Origin of the sequence: Limnohabitans sp. Rim8, assembly GCF_945901735.1 — a bacterium.
Classification (GTDB): Bacteria; Pseudomonadota; Gammaproteobacteria; order Burkholderiales; family Burkholderiaceae_C; genus Limnohabitans_A.
The window spans coordinates 60,627-82,896 of sequence record NZ_CAMDLM010000002.1 but is presented as its reverse complement, the minus strand read 5'-3'; the positions used below and the strand labels follow the sequence as shown (position 1 = coordinate 82,896).

General features: G+C 58.5%; 23 protein-coding genes. 10 read left to right on the top strand and 13 right to left on the bottom strand.

From position 1 onward, the window contains the following. Positions 1-10: 10 nt before the first annotated feature. From phbB to phaC, 3 genes are all read right to left on the bottom strand, one after another. A complete protein-coding gene (gene phbB / locus Q0O99_RS01630) occupies positions 11-748 on the bottom strand; it encodes an acetoacetyl-CoA reductase (RefSeq protein WP_293747865.1) in 738 nt (245 codons plus the stop codon). Between the two features lie 117 nt (positions 749-865). Beyond that, positions 866-2,047 (bottom strand): acetyl-CoA C-acetyltransferase, encoded by a 1,182-nt coding sequence (locus Q0O99_RS01625; protein WP_293747863.1) that lies wholly within the window; start codon positions 2,045-2,047, stop codon positions 866-868. A 23-nt stretch (positions 2,048-2,070) separates the two neighbouring features. Then, a complete protein-coding gene (gene phaC, locus Q0O99_RS01620; RefSeq protein WP_293747861.1) occupies positions 2,071-3,789 on the bottom strand; it encodes a class I poly(R)-hydroxyalkanoic acid synthase in 1,719 nt (572 codons plus the stop codon). Positions 3,790-3,881: 92 nt separating this feature from the next. On the opposite strand from phaC, the gene Q0O99_RS01615 reads away from it, so the two are divergent. Next, on the top strand, positions 3,882-4,193 hold the full coding sequence (locus tag Q0O99_RS01615; protein ID WP_293747859.1) for a hypothetical protein: 312 nt from the start codon (positions 3,882-3,884) through the stop codon (positions 4,191-4,193). Here the strand turns inward: Q0O99_RS01615 and pgeF are convergent. After that, a complete protein-coding gene (gene pgeF, locus Q0O99_RS01610) occupies positions 4,107-4,913 on the bottom strand; it encodes a peptidoglycan editing factor PgeF (protein ID WP_293747857.1) in 807 nt (268 codons plus the stop codon). The genes Q0O99_RS01615 and pgeF overlap by 87 nt on opposite strands. Positions 4,914-4,966: 53 nt before the next feature. Here pgeF and aat point away from each other — a divergent pair, with 53 nt between their 5' ends. From aat to Q0O99_RS01595, 3 genes are all read left to right on the top strand, one after another. After that, complete coding sequence (aat, locus tag Q0O99_RS01605; RefSeq protein ID WP_293747855.1) at positions 4,967-5,749, top strand: leucyl/phenylalanyl-tRNA--protein transferase; 783 nt, start codon at positions 4,967-4,969, stop codon at positions 5,747-5,749. Beyond that, positions 5,746-6,483 carry an arginyltransferase gene (locus Q0O99_RS01600; protein WP_293747853.1) on the top strand — a complete coding sequence of 246 codons (738 nt, stop codon included), beginning with the start codon at positions 5,746-5,748 and terminating at the stop codon, positions 6,481-6,483. The genes aat and Q0O99_RS01600 overlap by 4 nt, the downstream gene beginning before the upstream one ends. 102 nt (positions 6,484-6,585) lie before the next feature. Next, the gene (locus Q0O99_RS01595) at positions 6,586-7,365 is read left to right on the top strand and encodes an IclR family transcriptional regulator (RefSeq protein WP_293747851.1); all 780 of its coding nucleotides are present in this window, start codon (positions 6,586-6,588) and stop codon (positions 7,363-7,365) included. A 31-nt stretch (positions 7,366-7,396) separates the two neighbouring features. Here the strand turns inward: Q0O99_RS01595 and Q0O99_RS01590 are convergent, their stop codons facing one another. The 6 genes from Q0O99_RS01590 to Q0O99_RS01565 form a co-directional block, all read right to left on the bottom strand. Further along, positions 7,397-8,482 (bottom strand): serine hydrolase, encoded by a 1,086-nt coding sequence (locus Q0O99_RS01590; RefSeq protein ID WP_293748134.1) that lies wholly within the window; start codon positions 8,480-8,482, stop codon positions 7,397-7,399. Positions 8,483-8,667: 185 nt separating this feature from the next. After that, positions 8,668-10,206 (bottom strand): 2-isopropylmalate synthase, encoded by a 1,539-nt coding sequence (locus Q0O99_RS01585; protein WP_293747849.1) that lies wholly within the window; start codon positions 10,204-10,206, stop codon positions 8,668-8,670. Between the two features lie 197 nt (positions 10,207-10,403). Then, entirely contained in the window at positions 10,404-11,219 is an 816-nt protein-coding gene (gene pssA, locus Q0O99_RS01580) for a CDP-diacylglycerol--serine O-phosphatidyltransferase (protein WP_293747848.1), read from the bottom strand. A 119-nt stretch (positions 11,220-11,338) separates the two neighbouring features. Beyond that, positions 11,339-12,355: a ketol-acid reductoisomerase gene (gene ilvC / locus Q0O99_RS01575; protein ID WP_293747846.1), complete on the bottom strand. Its 1,017-nt coding sequence runs from the start codon at positions 12,353-12,355 to the stop codon at positions 11,339-11,341. Between the two features lie 38 nt (positions 12,356-12,393). Then, the gene (ilvN, locus tag Q0O99_RS01570; protein WP_019429372.1) at positions 12,394-12,885 is read right to left on the bottom strand and encodes an acetolactate synthase small subunit; all 492 of its coding nucleotides are present in this window, start codon (positions 12,883-12,885) and stop codon (positions 12,394-12,396) included. 83 nt (positions 12,886-12,968) lie between these two features. Beyond that, a complete protein-coding gene (locus Q0O99_RS01565; RefSeq protein ID WP_293747835.1) occupies positions 12,969-14,741 on the bottom strand; it encodes an acetolactate synthase 3 catalytic subunit in 1,773 nt (590 codons plus the stop codon). Positions 14,742-15,048: 307 nt separating this feature from the next. On the opposite strand from Q0O99_RS01565, the gene Q0O99_RS01560 reads away from it, so the two are divergent. From Q0O99_RS01560 to Q0O99_RS01540, 5 genes are all read left to right on the top strand, one after another. After that, on the top strand, positions 15,049-15,615 hold the full coding sequence (locus tag Q0O99_RS01560) for an RNA polymerase sigma factor (protein ID WP_293747833.1): 567 nt from the start codon (positions 15,049-15,051) through the stop codon (positions 15,613-15,615). Continuing rightward, on the top strand, positions 15,612-16,049 hold the full coding sequence (locus Q0O99_RS01555; RefSeq protein ID WP_293747831.1) for a DUF3619 family protein: 438 nt from the start codon (positions 15,612-15,614) through the stop codon (positions 16,047-16,049). The genes Q0O99_RS01560 and Q0O99_RS01555 overlap by 4 nt, the downstream gene beginning before the upstream one ends. Then, positions 16,042-16,845, top strand: a complete 804-nt coding sequence (locus tag Q0O99_RS01550; protein WP_293747829.1) for a DUF3106 domain-containing protein — start codon at positions 16,042-16,044, stop codon at positions 16,843-16,845. Before Q0O99_RS01555 ends, Q0O99_RS01550 begins: the two co-directional genes overlap by 8 nt. A gap of 157 nt (positions 16,846-17,002) precedes the next feature. Then, a complete protein-coding gene (locus Q0O99_RS01545; RefSeq protein WP_293747827.1) occupies positions 17,003-17,530 on the top strand; it encodes an RDD family protein in 528 nt (175 codons plus the stop codon). A 7-nt stretch (positions 17,531-17,537) separates the two neighbouring features. After that, complete coding sequence (locus Q0O99_RS01540; RefSeq protein ID WP_293747825.1) at positions 17,538-18,149, top strand: TIGR00730 family Rossman fold protein; 612 nt, start codon at positions 17,538-17,540, stop codon at positions 18,147-18,149. Positions 18,150-18,197: 48 nt separating this feature from the next. Here Q0O99_RS01540 and Q0O99_RS01535 read toward each other — a convergent pair whose 3' ends face one another. Together Q0O99_RS01535 and Q0O99_RS01530 are read right to left on the bottom strand one after the other, a co-directional pair. Then, a complete protein-coding gene (locus Q0O99_RS01535) occupies positions 18,198-18,536 on the bottom strand; it encodes a P-II family nitrogen regulator (RefSeq protein WP_293747823.1) in 339 nt (112 codons plus the stop codon). 35 nt (positions 18,537-18,571) lie between these two features. After that, on the bottom strand, positions 18,572-20,245 hold the full coding sequence (locus Q0O99_RS01530) for an NAD+ synthase (protein ID WP_293747821.1): 1,674 nt from the start codon (positions 20,243-20,245) through the stop codon (positions 18,572-18,574). 4 nt (positions 20,246-20,249) lie between these two features. Here Q0O99_RS01530 and Q0O99_RS01525 point away from each other — a divergent pair, with 4 nt between their 5' ends. Next, complete coding sequence (locus tag Q0O99_RS01525) at positions 20,250-21,437, top strand: GNAT family N-acetyltransferase (RefSeq protein ID WP_293747819.1); 1,188 nt, start codon at positions 20,250-20,252, stop codon at positions 21,435-21,437. A gap of 96 nt (positions 21,438-21,533) precedes the next feature. Here the strand turns inward: Q0O99_RS01525 and ppa are convergent, their stop codons facing one another. Next, positions 21,534-22,070 (bottom strand): inorganic diphosphatase, encoded by a 537-nt coding sequence (gene ppa, locus Q0O99_RS01520; protein ID WP_293747817.1) that lies wholly within the window; start codon positions 22,068-22,070, stop codon positions 21,534-21,536. Positions 22,071-22,270 lie beyond the last annotated feature (200 nt).

Here is a 22,270-nt window from a genome sequence, read left to right as displayed (position 1 = left end):
GGACAGGGCTTCAGCCCATGTGCAGACCTCCGTTGACCGAGAAGTCCGCACCGGTGGCGTAACCGCCCTCTTCGCTGGCCAACCAAGCCACGATGGAGGCGATTTCGCTGGGCTTACCCAAACGCTTGACGGGCACGGTGGCCACAATTTTCTCCAACACATCAGGGCGGATGGCGTTGACCATGTCGGTGCCAATGTAGCCGGGGCTGACGGTGTTCACGGTCACCCCTTTGGTGGCCATCTCTTGAGCCAAGGCCATCGAGAAACCGTGCATGCCCGCTTTGGCGGCGGAGTAATTGGTCTGGCCAGCCTGACCCTTATTGCCGTTGACCGACGAGATTTGAATGATGCGGCCCCAGCCTTTTTCCACCATGTCTGGCACGACCTGCTTGGTCACGTTGAACATGGAGTTCAGGTTGGTATCGATCACTGCATCCCAGTCGTCACGCGTCATCTTCAAAAACACGCGGTCCCGGGTGATGCCGGCGTTGTTCACCAGCACATCAATGACGCCATGCGCTTCTTTGGCTTTGGTGAAGGCAGCCACGGTGGAGTCCCAATCGCCCACGTTGCCCACCGAGGTGTAAAACGTGAATCCCAGCGCTTTTTGCTCGTCGATCCATTTGGTGAAGTCCCGGGTCGGGCCGCAACCGGCAATGACCTTGAAACCATCTTGGTGCAGTCGTTGGCAGATGGCGGTCCCGATACCGCCCATGCCGCCCGTGACGTACGCTACTTTTTGACTCATGATTGTCTCCTTGTTATGAGTGAACTGAAATGAAGTATGGGCACTCACATCCTTCGGAAGGGCTGCCCTTATACAGCTGGGCAGTGTGCCAATCCAAGGCGGTAGCGTGCCTGGTTTTTAAACGCGCTCGATGGCCAGGGACACGCCCATGCCGCCACCAATGCACAAAGCGGCCAGACCTTTTTGGGCCTGTGTTCGCTGCATTTCGTGCAGCAAGGTCACCAAAATGCGGCAACCGGATGCGCCGATGGGGTGACCGATGGCGATGGCACCGCCGTTGACGTTGACCTTGGCCGGATCGATGTCCAGCGCCTGGTTGACGGCGCAAGCTTGCGCGGCAAAGGCTTCGTTCAGTTCGAACAGGTCCACGTCTTGAGCTTTCCAGCCGGCGCGGGCCAGCGCCTTTTGAGACGCCGGCACGGGGCCCATGCCCATGGTGGCCGGGTCCAGGCCACTGGTGCCAAAGGCGACAATGCGGGCCAGAGGCTTGAGGCCCAAAGCTGCGGCCTTCTTGGCGGACATGACCATCACAGCGGCAGCGCCATCGTTGATGCCAGAGGCGTTGCCCGCCGTCACGCTGCCCGCCTTGTCAAACGCCGGGCGCAACCCTGCCAATACTTCCACGGTGGTTTTCTTGTTGATGAACTCGTCGGTGTTGAACACCAGTGCATCTCCCTTGCGCTGAGGGATCAGCACGTCCACGATTTCGTCTTTGAACTTGCCCGCTTCTTGCGCGGCCGCGGCCTTGCGCTGGCTGCCTGCCGCCAAGGCGTCTTGCATGTCGCGGGTGATGCCGTGGGCTTTGGCCACGTTCTCGGCAGTGATGCCCATGTGGTATTGGTTGTACACGTCCCACAGGCCGTCGACGATCATGGTGTCGGTCATTTTCCAGTCGCCCATGCGCTGGCCATCGCGGCTGCCGTTCAGCACATGCGGGCTGGCGCTCATGTTTTCTTGGCCACCGGCGATGACGATTTCGCTGTCGCCCCAAGCCACGGCTTGCGCGGCCAGCATCACGGCCTTCAGGCCCGAGCCGCACACGGCGTTGATGGTCAGGGCCGGGGTTTCCTTGGCCACACCGGCTTTCATCATGGCCTGGCGGGCAGGATTTTGGCCCACGCCAGCGGCCAGCACTTGGCCCATGATGACTTCACCAATGGCATCCACCGGCAAACCGCTGCGCTCCAGCAAACCCTTGATGACGATGCTGCCCAGCTCGGTGGCGGGCGTCTTGGCCAGCGAACCACCAAACTTGCCCACGGGGGTGCGTGCAGCTGCAACGATGACGATGTCTTCCATTTTCTTTCTCCAGTAAAAATCAATCAGGCTTTGGCTTTGACGTAACGACCAGGGGCCGCTTCGATGGCTTTGTATTTGGCCGCTTTGCCATAGGTTTTGGGTGCGGTCATTTGCTTGCCCGCATGGCCCTTGAGCCAATTCGACCAATCGGTCCACCAGCTGCCAGGCACCTCTTTGGCGCTGGCGATCCAGTCGTTCACATCGGCGGGGAATGTGCTGCCATCGCTCAACCAGTGGCTGCGCTTTTTGGCCGCGGGCGGATTGATGACGCCGGCGATGTGGCCAGAAGCCCCCATGACAAAGCGCTTTTTACCTGGCAACACCTGGGTGCTGGCATACGCCCCCCCGATGGGCACGATGTGGTCTTCGCGTGAACCGTAGATGTACACGGGCATGTCAACCTTGCCCAGGTCAATCGCTTCGCCGCACACCTTGACTTTGCGGGGTTTGACGATGTTATTTTCCAGGTAGGTGTTGCGCAAGTACCAAGCGTAGAAAGGGCCCGGCAAGTTGGTCGAGTCGCTGTTCCAATAAAGCAAGTCAAACGGGGGAGGTGTCTCGCCCTTGAGGTAGTTGCCAACGACATAGTTCCAAACCAGGTCGTTGGGACGCAAAAAACTGAAGGTGGACGCGAGGTCCTGTCCCTTGAGCAATCCGCCCTTGCCCAACTGCTGCTCACGGAATTTGACGAAGTTCTCGTCAATGAACACGTCCAGAATGCCGGTGTCGGTGAAGTTGATCAGGGTGGTGAGGAAGGTGGCGCTGGCCACGGGTTTGTCACCCCGCGCTGCCAGCACAGCCAGCGCGGTGGACAAGATGGTGCCGCCCACACAAAAACCCAAAGCGTTGATCTTGGGTGCGCCGGTGATGGCCTGCACGGTGTGGATGGCCTCAATGGCCGCGTGCTCAATGTAGTCGTCCCAGGTCTTTTGAGCCATCGACTCGTCAGGGTTGCGCCAGCTGACCACAAAAGTGCGGTGGCCTTGGCTGACCGCATAGCGAATCAACGAGTTTTCGGGCTGCAAATCGAGGATGTAGAACTTGTTGATGCAAGGGGGCACCAGCAAAAACGGCTTCTCGTAGACCTTGGCGGTGAGCGGCTTGTATTCGATGAGCTGGAAAAAATCGTTTTCAAAAACCACAGCACCCTCGGTGGTGGCCACGTTCTTGCCCACTTCAAACAGGCTTTCGTCGGTCATCGAAACGTGCCCTTGCTGCAGGTCATGCACCAGGTTTTGCACACCCTTGGCGATGCTCTCGCCTTGTGTGTCGATGGCTTTCTTTTGCGCCTCGGCATTGAAGGCCAAAAAATTGCTGGGCGCAGCGGCGGCCACCCACTGCTCGATGGCAAACCGGATGCGGGTGCGTGTTTTCTCGTCGGCTTGCACCGCGTCGGCCAGCCCCATCAGGGTTCGGGCATTGAGCAAATAAGAAGCGGCATTGAAGGCGGCCATGGGGTTAGCGGCCCAGGCTTCGCCCGAAAAACGTCGGTCTTTGACCTGCAAACTGTTGTGCAAGCTCTGATTCCACATTTCAGAGGCGTCTTTGAAGTACTGGCCTTGCAGGGTCTGCAGCTTTTCAGGCGAGAATTTGAGTTGAGGCACAGTTGAATCCGCTGAAGACTTCAAGCCACCGAGATCCATGGTCTGAAAATGCTGCATCGCCTGACCCCAGCTTTTGCTCAGCTCTTGCTGGAGGCCTGCGCTCATTTGGGACCAAAAATCCGGCGTGGAAGTGCTCATCATTTGTCTCCTGAATCGGTCGTTTTTCTGAAATCTCAACATCCGAGTATCTTTCAGTTTGTTGTCACCTAAATTACAAGGGCTAAATATTTATGTATTTGATCGTGATCGGCTGGCTTTACGTGACCCTGCTCATGGCCTTGGCTGAAGCCTTTAGCTCACAAGGCAGTGTGCTGGGGGCCATCATCACTTTTGTGTTCTATGGTTTGCTGCCCATGGCCTTGGTGGTTTACCTGATGGGCACGCCCCTGCGCCGCAAGGCCATTCACCAACAGGAACAGCAGGCCAGGCAAGCGGCGGCGGTCATCCAGCCCGACTCAGAGGTCCAGCCAGATACAGGCGGCCATGCGCCCGCTTTGCCCGAGGCTGCGGCTGTCCCTGCGGTGGGAAAAAAAGAACTCTGACCCTGTGACTGTGCACCAAGGCGGGGTACTGTCATTGCCATTTATGCGCGAAATACCCAAACCTTGCAACCGTCCGCGGGCCAAACCGGCCAAATTGGCCATGTACTTTCCTTGGGCTGTCGGCGTGAACATGGCCCGTACCTCGGGCGAGCCATCGTCGAAAGCGGCCCGCACTTCGGGCCCCACTTCAAAGGCTTGCGGTCCAATGCATGGCCCCAGCCAAGCCATCACGTCTGACACATCGACCCCGGCACGCTGCAAGTCGGCCCACAAGCTTTCCAGAACACCAAGCCCTTTTGACGGGGTGGCCACACCCGGCCCGGCCAGCCCACGCCAACCCGCATGGGCTGCAGCCACCCAGCGCCCTGCTGCGTCGCCAAGCAAAACCGGCAAACAATCGGCCACCATGATGGTGCAGACCACACCCGGATCGCGGCTCCAGCAGGCATCGGCCACCAGCCCCTGGGGCGTGGCCGCGCCCAGTTGCAGGCTGGCCACCCCGTGAACTTGTTGCAAAAACACCGGCCTCTGCCCGATCTGCGCCGCCAGGCGCTCGCGGTTGGTCTGCACATCGGCCGACCGGTCACCCACATGATCACCCAAGTTCATGCTGTCCCAAGGGGCGGCCGAAACCCCGCCCTGGCGGCTGGTCATGAGCGCATGCACGCGTGCGTCGATCGGCCAATCGGGTTGTATCCAGTGAGCGGGCAGGTTTTGCATCGGCAAAATCATAGCGCCACGCCGCACTGCGGCTTTTATTGTGTAATGACGCCATGACCAGCGAAGCCGAAGCAAACGCCCATGCCCCTGAACTGCCCTGGGTTGTGGAGGGCCAGGCCCTCCCCCCGGTCAGCCGGGCTTGGGGGGCCTCATCGCCCGCGCCAGGACTGCTGGCCGCCAGCAACGATGTGTCGGCCCAGCGTTTGGTGGGTGCTTATGCCGAAGGCGTTTTTCCCTGGTTCAACGTGGGCCAACCTGTCCTTTGGTGGAGCCCCGACCCCCGCATGGTGCTGAAAACATGTGATTTCCGCTTGCACAGATCGCTGCAGCAAAGCTTCAAACGTTGGAGCCTGAACCCTGACTTTGAGCTGTGCTTTGATCGGGACTTTGACCAGGTGATTCGCCGCTGCGCCTCATCGCCACGCACGGGTCAAAAAGGCACCTGGATCGTGCCTCAGATGGTGGCTGCTTACGAAGAACTGCACCGCATGGGCCTGGCCCACAGTTGTGAATTGCGCATCGATGGCGAACTCGTGGCTGGCCTGTACTTCGTGGCCTTGGGCCGTGCTGTGTTTGGCGAGTCCATGTTCACCACCGTCAGCGATGGCTCCAAGATGGCACTGGCCTGCTTGGTCAGTGTCTGCTTGCAACACGGGGTCAAATCGATTGATTGCCAGCAAAACACCCGGCACCTGGGCTCGCTGGGGGCCCGTGAAATACCGCGCAGCGACTTTGTGCGCGGCGTGCATGAAGGGTGCGAACAAGGCCCCATTGACTGGGCGCGTCAGTCCCTGAATTGGCCGGCTCTGGATTCATTGGCGTCCCCCACCAAATGACCCAACTCAAAGAACTACCGCTGCAGGCCTTGCAGTTCTACGCCACAGCCCCTTACTCGTGCAGCTACCTGCCCGAGCGCTCCGCCCGCTCCCAAGTCGCCACCCCCAGCCACCTGATCCACAACGAGGTCTATGCCGAACTGGTGGAGCAAGGCTTTCGGCGCAGCGGCCTGTTCACCTACCGCCCTTACTGCGACGGCTGCCAAGCCTGTCAGCCTTTGCGGGTGCGGGTGGACGCTTTCAAACCTGACCGCAGCCAGCGTCGCGCTTGGCAAGCGCACCGAGAATTGAGGGTGCGTGTGCTCGACTTGCATTACGACCCAGAGCATTACGCCCTGTACTTGCGCTACCAAAACACGTGCCACCCGGGCGGCGGCATGGACCACGACAGCGTCGACCAGTACACCCAGTTTTTATTGCAAAGCCGCGTCAACTCGCGCCTTGTGGAATTCAGAGCCCCTGGCATTGGCGAGGAACTCGGTGAACTGAAGATGGTCAGCATCGTCGATGTGCTCAACCACGGTTTATCGGCGGTCTACACCTTTTACGAACCCGCTGAAGCGGCCAGCTTTGGCACCTTCGGGGTACTCTGGCAAATCCAGCAAGCGGCCCAACTGGGTCTGTCCTATGTCTACCTGGGTTACTGGATCGATGGCAGCCCCAAAATGAATTACAAATCCCGCTTCAAGCCTTGCGAACTCAAGGTGCAGGGCCAATGGCAGGCTTTTGATTGAAGCGCCGGTTAGGCCCTTTTGTCGAGGCAAATTTCGTTGACCCCGCAACCCAACAAACCCCTTCATTTCACTGTGTAAAATGAAATCTCTTGGCATGACACAATGAAAAAAGACCCCGCCCTCACGACCGTGCCCACCATCCAGGTGATTGAACGCATGTTCAGCCTGATCGACGTGCTGGCCTCCCGCGAAGAAGCCATCTCGCTCAAGGAGATCAGCCAAAAAACCGGGCTGCACCCCTCTACGGCCCACCGAATCCTGAACGACCTGGCCACCGGGCGCTTTGTGGACCGCCCAGAGGCTGGCCACTATCGCCTGGGCATGCGTTTGCTGGAATTGGGCAACTTGGTCAAGGGCAGGCTCAATGTGCGCGATGCGGCCCTTGCCCCCATGCGTGACCTGCACAAACTCATTCAACAACCCGTCAACTTGAGCATGCGCCAAGGCGACGAAATTGTCTACATCGAACGCGCCTACAGCGAACGCTCTGGCATGCAGGTGGTCCGCGCCATTGGTGGTCGCGCGCCTTTGCACCTGACGTCGGTGGGCAAGCTTTTCCTGGCCGCAGACGACCCTTTGCGAGTGCGCGCTTATGCCACGCGCACCGGCTTGGCGGGCCAGACACGCAATAGCATCACGCAACTGCAAGTGCTGGAAAGAGAGCTCTCCCGAGTCAACCAGTCCGGCTTTGCGCGTGACAATGAAGAGCTGGAGTTGGGTGTGCGCTGCATCGCAGCAGGCATCTACGATGACCAGGGTAAGCTGCTGGCAGGCTTGTCTATCTCTGCCCCGGCCGATCGGCTGGACGAAAGCTGGCTGCCCAAGTTACAAGAAACCGCCAAATCGATATCCGAGACTTTGGGGCACCACGAATCACACTGAAGGCCGGTCCTGTGAATTGACTTGGCCGCTTTCAACCAGGCGTCCGAACTGCTGACGCCAAAGAGCGCTGGTCCATGGACGACTTTTGCTCAAGCCACTTTCGCACCCGCTCGGCGTCACCCATTCGGCTGAACTTTCCCGTCGAATCGAGAAAAACCATGATCAACTTTCGACCTGCCACCTGGGCTTGCATGACCAAGCAACGACCGGCCTCCGAGATGTAACCGGTTTTTTGCAGACCAATGTCCCATTGTGGATTTTTGATCAATCCGTTGGTGTTGTTGTACTGCAGTGTTCTACTGCCCACCGCGACCTCACGACCTTGCGAGGTGGACAATTCTCTCAGCATGGGCTCGTTGTAGGCCTTGGCGGCTAAAACCGCCAAATCATTGGCACTTGACTGGTTTTGGCTGGACAGCCCCGTTGGCTCGACATAGCGTGTGTCTGTCATGCCCAATGAACGGGCACGCTGATTCATTCGACTGATGAACAGATCCATGCCACCCGGGAAAGTGCGTCCCAATGCATGTGCTGCGCGGTTTTCACTGGACATCAAGGACAAGTGCATCAAGTCACCACGGCTGAGCACTGTGCCTACGGCCAGGCGGGAAGAACTCCCTTTTTCGGTGTCCACATCGGCCTGGGTAATGCGGATGCGTTCGTCCATGGGTAAATTGGCCTCAGCGATGACCAAACCCGTCATCAGTTTGGTCAGGGATGCGATAGGCAAAACCACATGGTCATTCTTGCTGTAGAGGACTTCCTGCGTCTCTTGGTCCACCACCAAGGCCACGCTGGAATGCAAGCCAAGTGCGTCGGAAGTGGCATGCAAACCCGCGATTTGACCAAAAGAAGCGCGAATGGGGCGCGCGTTTTGGCTGGCTTTCACGTTTTTAGCGTTCAGGGTCGCTTTGGACGTTTGCCTTTTATGACCAGAAGACTTGGCTGATGAGGTTTTTTTTGCCGAGGCGATTTGACTTGGTTGAGCTTTCCGGGGTCCGACCGACTTTTCGGCACTTTTTTTGTTCTTTTGCGCCTTCGCGGGTGTCTGCTGGCTATTTTGCGCATATGCCAGACTCAACTGGCCCGACACGAGGGTGAGCAGACCCACCACCATGGCCAATACAGCGATGCGAAACCAGGATCTGGGCAAAGGAAAAATAGAAACTGGTTTCAATGGCATGTCCTGATGGTGTGTTTTTTCAAATACGAAAGACAGTGTACCGAAATAAAAAAAGTCAGGCAAGAACAATGACTTACGTGACTTTTATAAAGCAAATAATTACTTATTTTGAATGCATTTTAACCCTGCGCAGCGACGCGATCGGCTTTGCTCTGTAATTTATTCAATGCACTCAGGTAAGCCTTGGCCGAAGCCACCACGATGTCCGGATCGGACCCGACACCGTTGACCACCCGCCCACTGTTTTGCAACCGCACAGTCACCTCCCCCTGACTTTCGGTGGAGCCACTAATGGCGTTGACCGAATACAGCACCATTTCTGCGCCACTTTTGACATGCGACTCGATCGCCTTGAGGGAGGCATCCACCGGGCCATTGCCATCCGACTCGGTGCTCACTTCCTTGCCCTGCACGGTGAAGACCACGGCCGCATGCGGGCGTTCGCCGGTTTCGCTGTGCTGGGACATCGAGACAAAGCCGTACTGCTCTTTTTCGGTGCTGACGCTTTCGTCACTGACCAAGGCCAGGATGTCCTCGTCAAAGATCTCACTTTTGCGATCGGCCAACTCCTTGAACTTGGCAAAAGCGTTGTTGATTTCGGTTTCACTGTCCAGGGTCACGCCCAAGTCTTGCAAACGTTGTTTGAACGCGTTGCGGCCGCTCAGTTTGCCCAACACGATTTTGTTGTTGGACCAACCCACATCTTCCGCACGCATGATTTCGTAGGTATCGCGGGCCTTGAGTACGCCATCTTGGTGAATGCCCGAGGCGTGGGCAAAAGCGTTCGCACCCACCACCGCCTTGTTGGGCTGGACCACAAAACCGGTGGTTTGACTGACCATGCGGCTGGCGGCCAAGATGTGGCTCGCATCGATGCCCACATCCAGACCAAAATAGTCACGCCGCGTCTTCACGGCCATGACCACTTCTTCCAGCGAACAGTTGCCTGCGCGCTCGCCCAGCCCGTTGATGGTGCACTCCACCTGGCGTGCGCCGCCGATCTTCACACCGGCCAGGGAGTTGGCCACCGCCATGCCCAAGTCGTTGTGGCAATGCACGGACCAAATCGCTTTGTCCGAGTTGGGAATGCGCTCGCGCAAAGTGCGGATGAACTCACCATAAAGTTCGGGCACCGCGTAACCCACCGTGTCGGGCACGTTGATGGTACTGGCCCCCTCGGCAATCACGGCCTCTAGGATCCGGCACAGGAAATCCATGTCACTGCGGTAGCCGTCTTCCGGGCTGAATTCCACATCGCTCACCAGGTTACGGGCAAAGCGCACCGACTGCTTGGCCTGCTCAAACACCTGGTCAGGTGTCATGCGCAGCTTCTTTTCCATGTGCAAGGGCGACGTGGCAATGAAGGTGTGAATGCGTCCGCTGTTGGCCCCTTTGAGGGCTTCGGCGGCGCGCGAGATGTCGCGGTCGTTGGCACGTGACAAAGAGCAAATGGTGGAATCCTTGATCACATCGGCAATGGCTTTCACCGCCTCAAAGTCGCCGTTGGAACTGGCCGCAAAACCGGCTTCGATCACGTCCACACGCAGACGCTCCAGTTGGCGGGCAATGCGCAGCTTCTCATCGCGGGTCATGGAGGCACCGGGCGATTGCTCGCCGTCGCGCAAGGTGGTGTCGAAAATAATCAGTTTGTCAGCCATGTTCACTCCTGGTCAAAAACCCGCAAGTCCAAGCAAAAATGCAAAAGGCCCGTTGCGGATGGCATACGGGCCTTTTGGGAAAATGTTTGCGTGCGCTACACATCCCGCCCGTGAGGCGCTAGCAGTAGTGCAAACAAAGAAAAATTCATATCAATACTGTAGCACAGTTCAAAACCCGAACTGTCGTGCAGTTGACATCATTGGTGCAAACCGCGTTCGTCGGGTTCGTCGGTGGAGGTGCTGATCATGCTGGTGGGCTGTCCTTTGGCCTTGCGCCAGATATAAATCACATAGCCACTCAAGCCGTAAGCCACAAACGACCCAAACAAGACAGTTGGCGGATCGATGTTCACGGCCGCAATCCCCAAAGCCACCAGCACCAGCGTGGCAAAAGGCACGCTCTTTTTCATGTGCATGTCCTTGAAACTGTAAAACGGTACATTGGTCACCATGGTCAAGCCAGCAAACAGGCACACGGCAAACATGCCCCAGGACACGGCCTTGGCGGGCACGGCGTTTTCAAACATGATCCAGACAAAACCCATGACCAAGGCCGCAGCCGCAGGCGAGGGCAGGCCCTGAAAATAACGCTTGTCGACCACGCCCGTGTTGACGTTGAAGCGCGCCAAGCGCAACGCCGCGCAAGCACAGTAAACAAAGGCCGCAATCCAGCCCCAACGGCCCAACTCCTTGAGCGTCCAGACATAAGCGATCAAAGCGGGTGCCGCGCCAAAGGACACCATGTCCGACAGCGAATCCATTTGCTCGCCAAAGGCACTTTGGGTGTTGGTCATGCGGGCCACGCGACCGTCCAGGCTGTCGAGCACCATAGCGCTGAAAATGCCCACGGTGGCCAGGTCAAACCGGCCATTGATGGCCATGACGATGGCATAAAAACCAGCAAACAGAGCCGCCAAAGTGATCATGTTGGGCAGCATGTAAATGCCCTTGGAGGGTTTACGCACCGGCACAGGGCCTTCTTTGTCTTCAGCGGTGTCGGTGGTTTTGTTCATCGTCCATTCCTGTTGCGGTTTTTCGGATTCATAACGTAGGAGCCGAGTTTAAGGCAGACCCAGCGCCCAAGAAAAAGGCCACCACAGTGGCCTTTTCCATTCTTGCCCAAGGGCCTGGATCAGTTACGGGTCTTGTCGACCAACTTGTTCTTGGCGATCCAAGGCATCATGGCGCGCAACTGGGCACCCACCACTTCGATGGAATGCTCGGACGTCAAGCGCCGGCGGGCTGTCATGCTGGGGTAGTTGGTGCGGCCTTCCAAGATGAACATTTTGGCGTATTCACCCGTCTGGATACGCTTCAAGGCGTTGCGCATGGCCACGCGTGACTGCTCGTTGATGATTTCAGGACCGGTCACGTACTCGCCGTATTCGGCGTTGTTAGAGATCGAGTAGTTCATGTTGCCGATGCCGCCTTCGTAGATCAGGTCCACGATCAGCTTGAGTTCGTGCAAGCACTCGAAGTAAGCCATTTCTGGGGCGTAACCGGCTTCCACCAAAGTCTCGTAACCCATCTTGATCAGCTCAACGGCGCCACCACACAGAACAGCCTGCTCGCCGAACAAGTCGGTTTCGGTCTCTTCTTTGAAGTTGGTCTCGATGATGCCGGCCTTGCCGCCACCGTTGGCCATGGCGTAGCTCAGGGCCATCGCACGAGCCTTGCCGCTCTTGTCCTGGTGAATCGCGACCAGGTGGGGCACACCGCCACCTTGGGTGTAGGTGTTGCGCACGGTGTGACCTGGGGCCTTGGGTGCGACCATCCACACGTCCAAGTCTTCGCGCGGCACAACTTGGTTGTAGTGCACGTTGAAGCCATGGGCAAAAGCCAGCGAAGCGCCATGCTTGATGTGAGGGGCTACGTTGTTGTTGTAGACCTCGGCGATCATTTCGTCGGGCAACAAGATCATGACCACATCAGCGGCCTTCACAGCGTCGTTGACTTCCATCACCGTGAGACCGGCTTTGCCGACTTTGTCCCAAGATGCACCACCTTTGCGCAGACCGACCACCACCTTGACACCACTGTCGTTCAGGTTTTGGGCATGGGCGTGGCCTTGCGAGCCGTAACCAAGAATGGCCACAGTCTTGCCCTTGATGACGCTCAGATCACAATCTTTGTCGTAAAAAACTTTCACAGGGTTCTCCTTAGGAATAAACAGGTTGGTGATTGGATTTAGACGCGCAGGATGCGCTCGCCGCGCCCGATACCGCATGCACCGGTGCGCACGGTCTCCAAAATGGCGCTGCGGTCGATCGCCTCCAAAAAGGCGTCGTTCTTCGATTGGTCACCGGTGAGCTCAATCGTGTAGCTCTTGTCGGTGACATCAATCACACGGCCACGGAAAATGTCGGCCATGCGTTTCATTTCTTCGCGTTCCTTGCCCACGGCACGCACTTTGACGAGCATCAACTCGCGCTCGGTGTAGGCGCCCTCTGTCAGGTCGACCACCTTGACCACCTCGATCAGGCGGTTCAGGTGCTTGGTGATCTGCTCGATCACATCGTCAGAGCCAGCAGTCTGAATGGTCATGCGCGAGAGGCTGGGGTCTTCGGTTGGCGCTACCGTGAGTGACTCGATGTTGTAGCCGCGGGCCGAAAATAAACCCACCACGCGGGACAATGCGCCCGCTTCGTTTTCAATCAATACAGCGATGATGTGTTTCATGTGTGATTCCTCTTCTCGCCGCCCTCCCCTGCGCACGGTAATGCGCAGGCTTGGCGGGCAATAGATTCGTCCAGTGGAATTAATTAAAGATCTTCAGCGCCCATCAGCATCTCGGTGATGCCTTTGCCAGCCTTGACCATGGGGAACACGTTTTCAGTGGGGTCCGTACGGATGTCCAGGAAAACCGTGCGGTCCTTGAGCCTGCGTGCTTCGCGCAAAGCAGGCTCCACATCCTCAGGCTTTTCCACCAAGATGCCGACGTGGCCATAGGCCTCAGCCAACTTCACGAAGTTGGGCAAAGCATCCATGTAGCTGTGGCTGTAACGACCGGAGTAATCAATCTCCTGCCACTGGCGCACCATGCCCAAGTAACCGTTGTTCAGGGCCACGACTTTGATGGGCGTGTTGTATTGCAGGCAGGTCGAAAGCTCTTGGATGCACATTTGCACCGAGCCTTCACCCGTCACGCAATACACCTCGCTGTCGGGCTTGGCCAGTTTGATGCCCATGGCGTAAGGAATGCCCACGCCCATGGTGCCCAAGCCACCGGAGTTGATCCAGCGACGCGGCTCGTTGAACTTATAGTACTGGGCAGCCCACATCTGGTGCTGGCCCACGTCCGAGGTGATGTAGGCGTCGGCGTCCTTGGTCATGTCCCACAAGGTCTCGATGACCTTTTGCGGCTTGATGACCATGCTGTTGGTGCTGTCGTACTTCATGCAATCGCGGCTGCGCCAACCTTCGACCGTCTGCCACCACTGCGCCAGCGATTGGCTGTCGGGCTTGAGACCAGATTCGCGGATCATGCCCATCAATTCGACCAGCACGTCTTTGACGTCGCCCACGATCGGCACATCCACCTTGACGCGCTTGGAGATGCTCGAAGGATCGATGTCGATGTGGATGATTTTGCGTTCGTTTTGCGCGAAATGCTTGGGGTTGCCAATGACGCGGTCGTCAAAGCGGGCGCCCACGGCCAGCAAGACGTCGCAGTTTTGCATGGCGTTGTTGGCCTCCAGCGTGCCGTGCATGCCCAACATGCCCAAGAATCGGCGGTCATTGGCCGGGAAAGCGCCCAAACCCATCAAGGTGTTGGTGACCGGGAAGTTCAGCATGTCCACCAGCGCGCGCAACTCGGTGCTGGCGTTGCTCAGCAACACGCCGCCGCCGGTGTAGATGTAAGGGCGCTTGGCCGACATCAACAGCTGCATGGCCTTGCGGATCTGGCCACCATGGCCCTTGCGCACCGGGTTATACGAGCGCATCTCGACCTTGTCGGGGTAGCCTGTGAACAGTGTTTTGTTGAAAGACACGTCCTTGGGTACATCGACCACCACCGGGCCAGGGCGACCGGTGCGCGCAATGTGGAAGGCTTTTTTCATGACCTCGGCCATGTCCTTGGCGTCTTTGACCAGGAAGTTGTGCTTGACGATGGGGCGGGTGATGCCCACGGTGTCGCATTCCTGGAAGGCATCTAGGCCAATGGCCGCAGTGGGCACTTGCCCACTGATGATGACCATGGGAATGCTGTCCATGTAAGCGGTGGCGATGCCGGTCACAGCGTTGGTCAGACCGGGGCCCGACGTGACAAGCGCCACACCCACTTCGCCAGTTGCGCGAGCGTAGCCATCGGCAGCGTGCACCGCCGCTTGCTCGTGGCGGACCAGCACGTGCTGGATGGTTTCTTGTTTGTAAAAAGCGTCGTAGATGTGAAGCACAGCCCCACCGGGATAGCCCCAAACGAATTGAACGTTTTCGGCCTGCAACGCTTTGACCAGAATTTCGGCCCCACGCAACTCTTGACCTGAAGAAGCGACGGACGCAGCGGATGCCATTTCGGCTTTATTGATTTCCATATTCAACCTTTTGAACCTTTGTGAATTTCTCTAACGAAAAACCTTGGGTGCCCCTTGGCTCGACTCTTGTGAAGTGGCTTTGGGACTTGAGACCACAGACATGGGCACCAAACTGTAAAAGTGCCGGACGGTGATCCGTTTGCTTTTTTTCAATTGCAACCCGCTATTATCGCACCGTTGACAGCGGGCCTTTAAAACAGACCACCCACATCTGGGTGAGTGACATAATTGCATCGCACCATCGCAAGTCTCGCCACCCGCACTCAAATCTCGCCTACACAGGACACAGCCCGCCGCTGCAAGCAACTTGGCCTCGGATACCGACATTTCTGACTTTCTCAAAAGCGTGGAGAAAAAAGCCTTCAAACGGGCCTATTACCACGTGGGCGATGAAGAAGGGGCCTTGGACATCGTGCAAGACAGCATGATCAAGTTGTGCAGCCACTACTCAGACAAACCGGCACCAGAGCTGCCTTTGCTGTTCCAACGGATATTGTCAAATACCGTGCTCGATTGGTTTCGCCGTCGCAAGACGCGCAATGCCTTGTTTTCCAACCTGGACGATTTTGACCACCGAGACGACCTGGGCGACTTTGACCTGCTCGAAGTCACCACAGGTGCGGCCGACGCCCCCGCCAGTCAAAGCGCTGAGCAATGGTTGGGGCGGGTGCAAACCCTGGAACATATTGAAAAAGCCATCATGAGCCTGCCGGCACGTCAACGAGAAGCCTTCCTCCTGCGTTATTGGGAGGAGCTGGACGTGGCTGAAACCGCCGCCGTGATGGGCTGCTCTGAAGGCAGCGTTAAGACCCATTGCTCCCGCGCTATCCAGTCCTTGAGTAAAACCTTGGCCCTCCAAGGCATGAAACCATGAAAAATTCCCAGACATCCACCACCGCCGACATGGACCTTTGGGGCAGGACTTTGGCCGCGCAATTGGACGTGGCCTCGCAGGATTTGGGGCATGACATCGGCGAGCGGCTGCGCGTGGCCCGCCAAATGGCCCTGAAGACCCGCCCCATGCCGCAACGCCTGCTGCGTCACAGCCTGGCCTTGCAAGCCAATGGCACGCTCAGCGGGCAACCCGATGAGGGCCTGAACCTTTGGCGCATCCTGGCCTCGGCCCTCCCTTTGTTGGCCCTGGTGTCAGGCCTGATGTTCATTCAGGCCCTGCAACAAGATTTGGCCGAGTCCGACATCGCCTCCCTTGACTCGGCCCTGCTGCTCGACGAATTACCACCGGACGCCTACACCGACCCAGGCTTTGCCCAGTTCCTCAAGCTTCAGCAAAACGCACGGCATGACTGAAACGGGTTTCAAGTTTGGCCTTCAGCACACGGCCGAGCAGCCTGTGTGTCAACTTGGTCTGAGCTGGCTCAGGCCAGGATGGGGCATCAGCTGCCTGGGCACCTTGGCACTGAGCTTGGGCATGCAAGTCTGGGCACAAACACAGATCCCAATGGGAAATGCACCAGCCCCGGCTGAACAACAAGCGTCTATGCCCAACTCGAACGTGCCAGCCAGCATGAATGCGGTCACCGACCCGTCTTTGCCGGCCACACCGGCATTGGGACACAGTGTGCAAGTTCCCTTGACATCCAGCGCCTCCAAAAGCTCACACCCCTCCGACTCCAGTTCTTGGAAGTCCTTGAGCAAACGTCAAAAACAAGCTCTGGGCCCATTGAGCGAGGAATGGCATGAACTGACGGCACAGCAGCGACAAAAATGGCTGACTCTGTCCAGAAATTTTCTGCAGCTCAGTGACGAGGAACAGATGACCCTGCACAGCCGCATGCGGGAATGGGCGGCGCTCAGTCCTCGCCAACGCAGCCAGGCGCGCTTTCACTTCAACACCACCCAATCCCTGTCTGCCCAAGACAAGCGGGCCCAGTGGGAGGCCTACCTGGCGCTGTCCGATCAGGAAAAATACAAGCTGTCTTCCGGCCCCAAACCGCCTGTAAAAAGTGCCGCGCGCAGTTTCGCGGCACCCAGCACCCGCTTGGTCAGTCCCCCACTGCTGCCCATCAACGCCACACGGGCGATTCAGCGTGTGGCGCCTTCAAAACCGATCCACCCCAAAACCTTGTTGCCACAGCCATCTTGAATTCATGCAGTGCGGTTCATCCGCGCATTTGAGCCACAATCGGGTGCTACACCTGAGCGCTAAGTCCCTCACGCTGTGACGCACAATCCATCCGGCCTGCGCCTGCTGGCAGCGCTGAGCCCCTTCGCCGTCCGATCTTCAATCATCCATTGCTGCCATGACCCAGCACGTGCCCGCCTCACCGACACACCCCGTACCGCCTGCCGCCGACCCGCTGGCCGCCCCATCGCTCAAACGCCGCATGGCCTGCTGGCTTTACGAAGGCATGCTGCTCTTCGGTGTCGTGTTCATCGCAGGCTACTTGTTTGGCACCCTGAGCCAGACCCGCCACGCCCTGGACAACCGTCCGGGCTTGCAGGCCTTTGTGTTTTTGATAGTGGGGATTTACTTCACTTGGTTTTGGCACCGGGGCCAAACTCTGGCCATGAAAACCTGGCATGTCAAAGTCGTCAGCGCGCAAGGCCTGCCCCTGAGCCAAAGCCGCGCCCTGCTGCGCTACTTGCTGAGCTGGATGTGGTTTTTGCCGCCGCTGCTGCTGACCATTCCCTTAGGTCTGCCATCCGGCTCGATTGGTCTGCTCAGTTTGGTCTGGGTACTGATCTGGGCCTTGCTCAGCCGCTTTCACCCCCAGCGCCAGTTCTGGCACGACGTCTGGGCCGGCACCCGGCTGGTTTCTGCCAAATGAACCAACCATGAACATACCCCACCCTCTCCCAGCCGCACAACCTGCCTTCTCCGTTTGCGTTTACTGCGGCTCCAAGCCCGGCAACCAGCCTGAATTTGCGCAAATCGCGGTTCAAGTGGGCACCTGGATCGGCGCGCACGGCGGTCAACTGGTCTATGGCGGCGGGCGCAACGGCCTGATGGGCTTGGTGGCCGAAGCCACGCTGGCCGCAGGCGGCACGGTGGTTGGCATCATTCCCACCGCACTCGTCGAAAAGGAATGGGCACACCACGGATGCACCGAGCTCCATGTGGTGGACACCATGCACGAGCGCAAGCGCCTCATGGCCGACAAGGCCGACGCTTTTTTGGCCCTGCCCGGCGGCATCGGCACATTTGAAGAATTGTTTGAAGTCTGGACTTGGCGTCAACTGGGCTTCCACGACAAACCTGTGGGCATCTTGAACAGCCTGGGTTATTACGATGGCCTGATGACCTTCATTGGGCAGGTGGTTGCGCAAGGCTTCATGGGGAATTGGCAAACCGAACTGGTGACTTTAGGCACCGAGCCCGAAGCGCTGCTGCAAAGCCTGGTGCAAAAGGCAGGGTTTTCACCCCGGGCCAAAGTTGAATTGCTCTGATCGGGCTTGAAGGCGTGGGGGGGGGTGCCCCGCCTGCAGCCCAGCCCATCAGATCGCAGTTTCGTCTTCTTCGCCGGTGCGGATGCGCACCACGCGCTCGACCGAAGTCACAAAAATTTTGCCATCACCGATCTTGCCGGTGCGCGCCGCCTTGATGATGGCGTCCACGCAGCTGTCCACATCTTCGTCCTTGACCACCACTTCCACCTTGACTTTGGGCAAAAAGTCGACCACGTACTCGGCACCCCGGTACAGCTCGGTGTGGCCTTTTTGACGGCCAAAACCTTTGACTTCGGTCACGGTCAGGCCCGTCACGCCGCATTCGGCCAAGGCTTCACGCACCTCTTCCAGTTTGAAAGGTTTGATGACGGCGGTGATCTGCTTCATGTGAAATGTCCTCGAAAGATAGAGAGCGCCTGGTTTCAGGCCCGAAATTTGTTGGTCATAGGATAACGCCAATCCTTGCCAAAACTGCGGTGCGTCAAGCGAATGCCCACAGGCGATTGGCGGCGTTTGTACTCGTTGAGCTTGATCAGGCGGGTCACTTTCTCCACATCGGCGCGCTCAAAGCCGTCGGCAATCAGCGCCTCCACACCCTCGTCGTTTTCCATGTAACGCTGAATGATCGCGTCCAGCACCTCATACGCCGGCAGGCTGTCCTGGTCTTTCTGATCGGGGCGCAACTCGGCACTGGGCGGTCGGGTGATGATGCGCTCAGGAATCGGCTGACTGCCCGTGCCATACGGGTCGTTCAGGTTGCGCCAGCGCGCCAAGTCAAACACGCGGGTCTTGACCACATCCTTGATGACCGCAAACCCGCCCGCCATGTCACCATACAGCGTGCAGTAACCCGTGGCCATCTCGCTCTTGTTGCCAGTGGTCAGCACAATGGCTCCGGTCTTGTTGGACAACGCCATGAGCAGCGTGCCGCGAATGCGGGCCTGGATGTTTTCTTCCGTGGTGTCTTCTTTCAGGCCCTCAAACTGGGCCGAGAGCGCCTGCTTGAAGCCATCAAACAGCGGCGCGATCGAGATCTCGTCATACCGCACATTCAAGCGCTTGACCATGTCACGCGAATCGATCCAGCTGATGTCGGCCGTGTAGGGCGACGGCATCATCACCGCGTGGATCTTGTCGGCCCCGATCGCGTCCACCGCAATCGCCAGCACCAGCGCCGAATCGATGCCGCCCGACAGGCCCAAGATCGCACTCTTGAAACCGTTTTTGCCCAGGTAGTCCCGCACGCCCAGCACCAGGGCGTCCCACAGCTCGGCGTCTGCGCTGGCCATGGGCACCAAGGCCTCGGGCGCAGCGCTCAAGTCCACACCCGATGTCGCAGACTGCACCTGCACCGTCATGGCCGCTTCGCGAAAGCCCTCGGCCCGCGCCACGGTTTCACCTTGGGCATTGAGCGCAAACGAGCGCCCTTCAAAAATCACCTCGTCCTGGCCGCCCACCAAATGCGCGTAAATCAGGGGCAAGCCGCAATCGGTCACCCGTTCGCGCATGCGCTGCTCGCGCTCCGGGCCTTTGCCCGCATGGAAAGGCGAGGCGTTCAGCACCGCCAATACCTGGGCACCCGCATCACGCGCCAGGCGGGCTGGCTCGTCAAACCAGGCGTCTTCGCAAATGAGCACGCCGACACGCACGCCTTCGACCTCGAACACCCCGACCCCGTTGCCGGGGGTGAAGTACCGACGCTCGTCAAACACCTGGTAGTTGGGCAACTCGCGCTTGTCGTAAGCGCAGACCACCTGCCCCTCGCACAGCACGCTGGCGCGGTTGTGACGGCGCGTCACCGCCACGCTGCGGGTGCGCAGGCCGCCGCCTTCGGGGTGACCCACCACCACATGCAAGCCATTTAACCCAGCCAGTTCGCGGGCCACCGTTTTCAGGGCATCATCGCAGGCGTCGATGAACGATGGGCGCAAGAAAAGGTCTTCGGCTGCATAGCCGCAAATCGACAACTCGGGCGTCAGCACCAGGCGCGCGCCCTCGGCATGCGCCCGGGTGGCGAAATCGATGATCTTGCGGGCATTGCCCGGCATGTCACCGACGACAAAGTTGAGCTGGGCCACACGAATTTGGAGAGTCATACAGGTGCTGGAAAATGTGAGCTTGAATTATGTCACCCGGGTGCAGGATGACCTGGGTGTCATCGCGCCTGAAGCCTGGGACGGCCTGCTCGCCCGGCAAGACGCCCCATCCCCCTTCATGCAGCATGCCTATTTGTCGGCCATGCAAACCAGCCAATCGGCCTCGCACGAAACCGGCTGGACGCTGCAAGTCATCAGCCTGTGGCGGGACACCCCGCAAGGCGCTGTGTTGGCCGCCGCCTGCCCGCTGTACATCAAGACCCATTCACGCGGCGAATACGTGTTCGACCACGCCTGGGCCGACGCCTACCAGCGCCACGGACTGGACTATTACCCCAAAGCCCTGGTGGCATCGCCCTTTACGCCGGTGCCCGGCAGCCGCTTGCTGGCCGAATCTGACGCCGCCCGGCAGGCGCTGCTGGCCGCTTTGCTCGAGCTTTGCCAAACCAACCACATCCCGTCCCTGCACCTCCTGTTTGGCAGCCCGCAAGACCTGCAGGCCTGCGAACAAGCCGGCCTGCTGCTGCGCGATCAGGTGCAATTTCACTGGCAAAATCAAAATTGGCGCGACTTCGATGACTTTTTGGCCAGCCTGACGCAAGAAAAGCGCAAAAAAATCCGGCAAGAACGCCGCAAAGTGCAGGAGGCGGGCGTGACGTTTCGCGCCGTGCGCGGCCCCGACATGACGGAAGGCGACTGGGCCCTGCTGCTGCGCTGTTACCAGCAAACCTATTGGGAACACGGCAACGCACCGTATTTGACCCCGGCGTTTTTTGAGTCAATGCGCACCGACATGGCCCCCAATTGGCTGCTGTTTGTGGCCGAACACGATGCGCAGCCGATGGGCATCAGCCTGATCGGTCTGCACCTGGACGCCCAAGGCCAGCCCGAAGTGGCCTATGGCCGCTATTGGGGGGCACTTGCCCGGGTGGACTGCCTGCACTTTGAAGCCTGCTATTACCAGCCTATTGAATGGTGCATCCTGCACGGCCTCCAGCGCTTTGAAGGCGGCGCACAGGGCGAACACAAAATGGCCCGCGCCCTGCTGCCCACCCCCACCCACAGCGCCCACTGGCTGGCGCATCCAGCGTTTTCTGAGGCGGTGGCGCGGTTTTTGGAGCGGGAAAAAGCGGGGGTGGAGAACTACTTGGAAGCGCTCAATCGGCATTCGCCGCTGAAAAAGCCGCCATAAATCAGCCGCCATGAAAAAACGCCCGCACAGTGCAGACCGTGCGGGCGTTGGGTGCCACAGCCAGCGCCCACCGAGGTGAGCGCTGACCCAGCCGCATCAAGATTTGGTTTTGTTGTAAGCCGCGATGCCGTCCAAAATTTCCTTGTGGGCAGATTCCTTGCCTTCCCAGCCCAGCACTTTGACCCATTTGCCTTTTTCCAGGTCTTTGTAGTGCTCAAAGAAGTGAGCGATCGCATTGCGGCGCATCGCGTTCACATCCGAGATGTCTTGCCAGTGGTCGTACATCGGCAAAATTTTGCTGGTCGGCACAGCAACCACCTTGCCATCCACACCGGCCTCGTCTTCCATCATCAAAATACCCAGGGCACGGCAGGGCACCACCACACCGGGGTGCAAGGCATAAGGGGTGATCACCAACACGTCCACCGGGTCTCCGTCACCAGACAGGGTTTGGGGCACGTAGCCGTAATTGGTGGGGTAATGCATGGCCGTGGTCATGAAACGGTCCACGAACAAGGCGCCGGTTTCCTTGTCCACTTCGTACTTGATCGGATCGGCGTTCATCGGGATTTCGATGATCACGTTGAAAGTTTCGGGCGCTTGTTTGCCGGGGGTCACGTTGTCGAGGGACATCTTGCAGGTCTCGGAGTGAAAAGTTAAAGAAAAACGAGGATCTCTAGGGATTAACCCCGATTTTACTTTCACAAGGCTTGCGTAAAGCGTGACCCAGCCTTTTTAATGTGCCGTTGGCCAATCGTTCTCCGGTTTCGGTGATCGAGGAAGCAACGCCATGGAGGGGTCTCCAGTGCGTTGCCCCTCTGTTCTGCGACAAC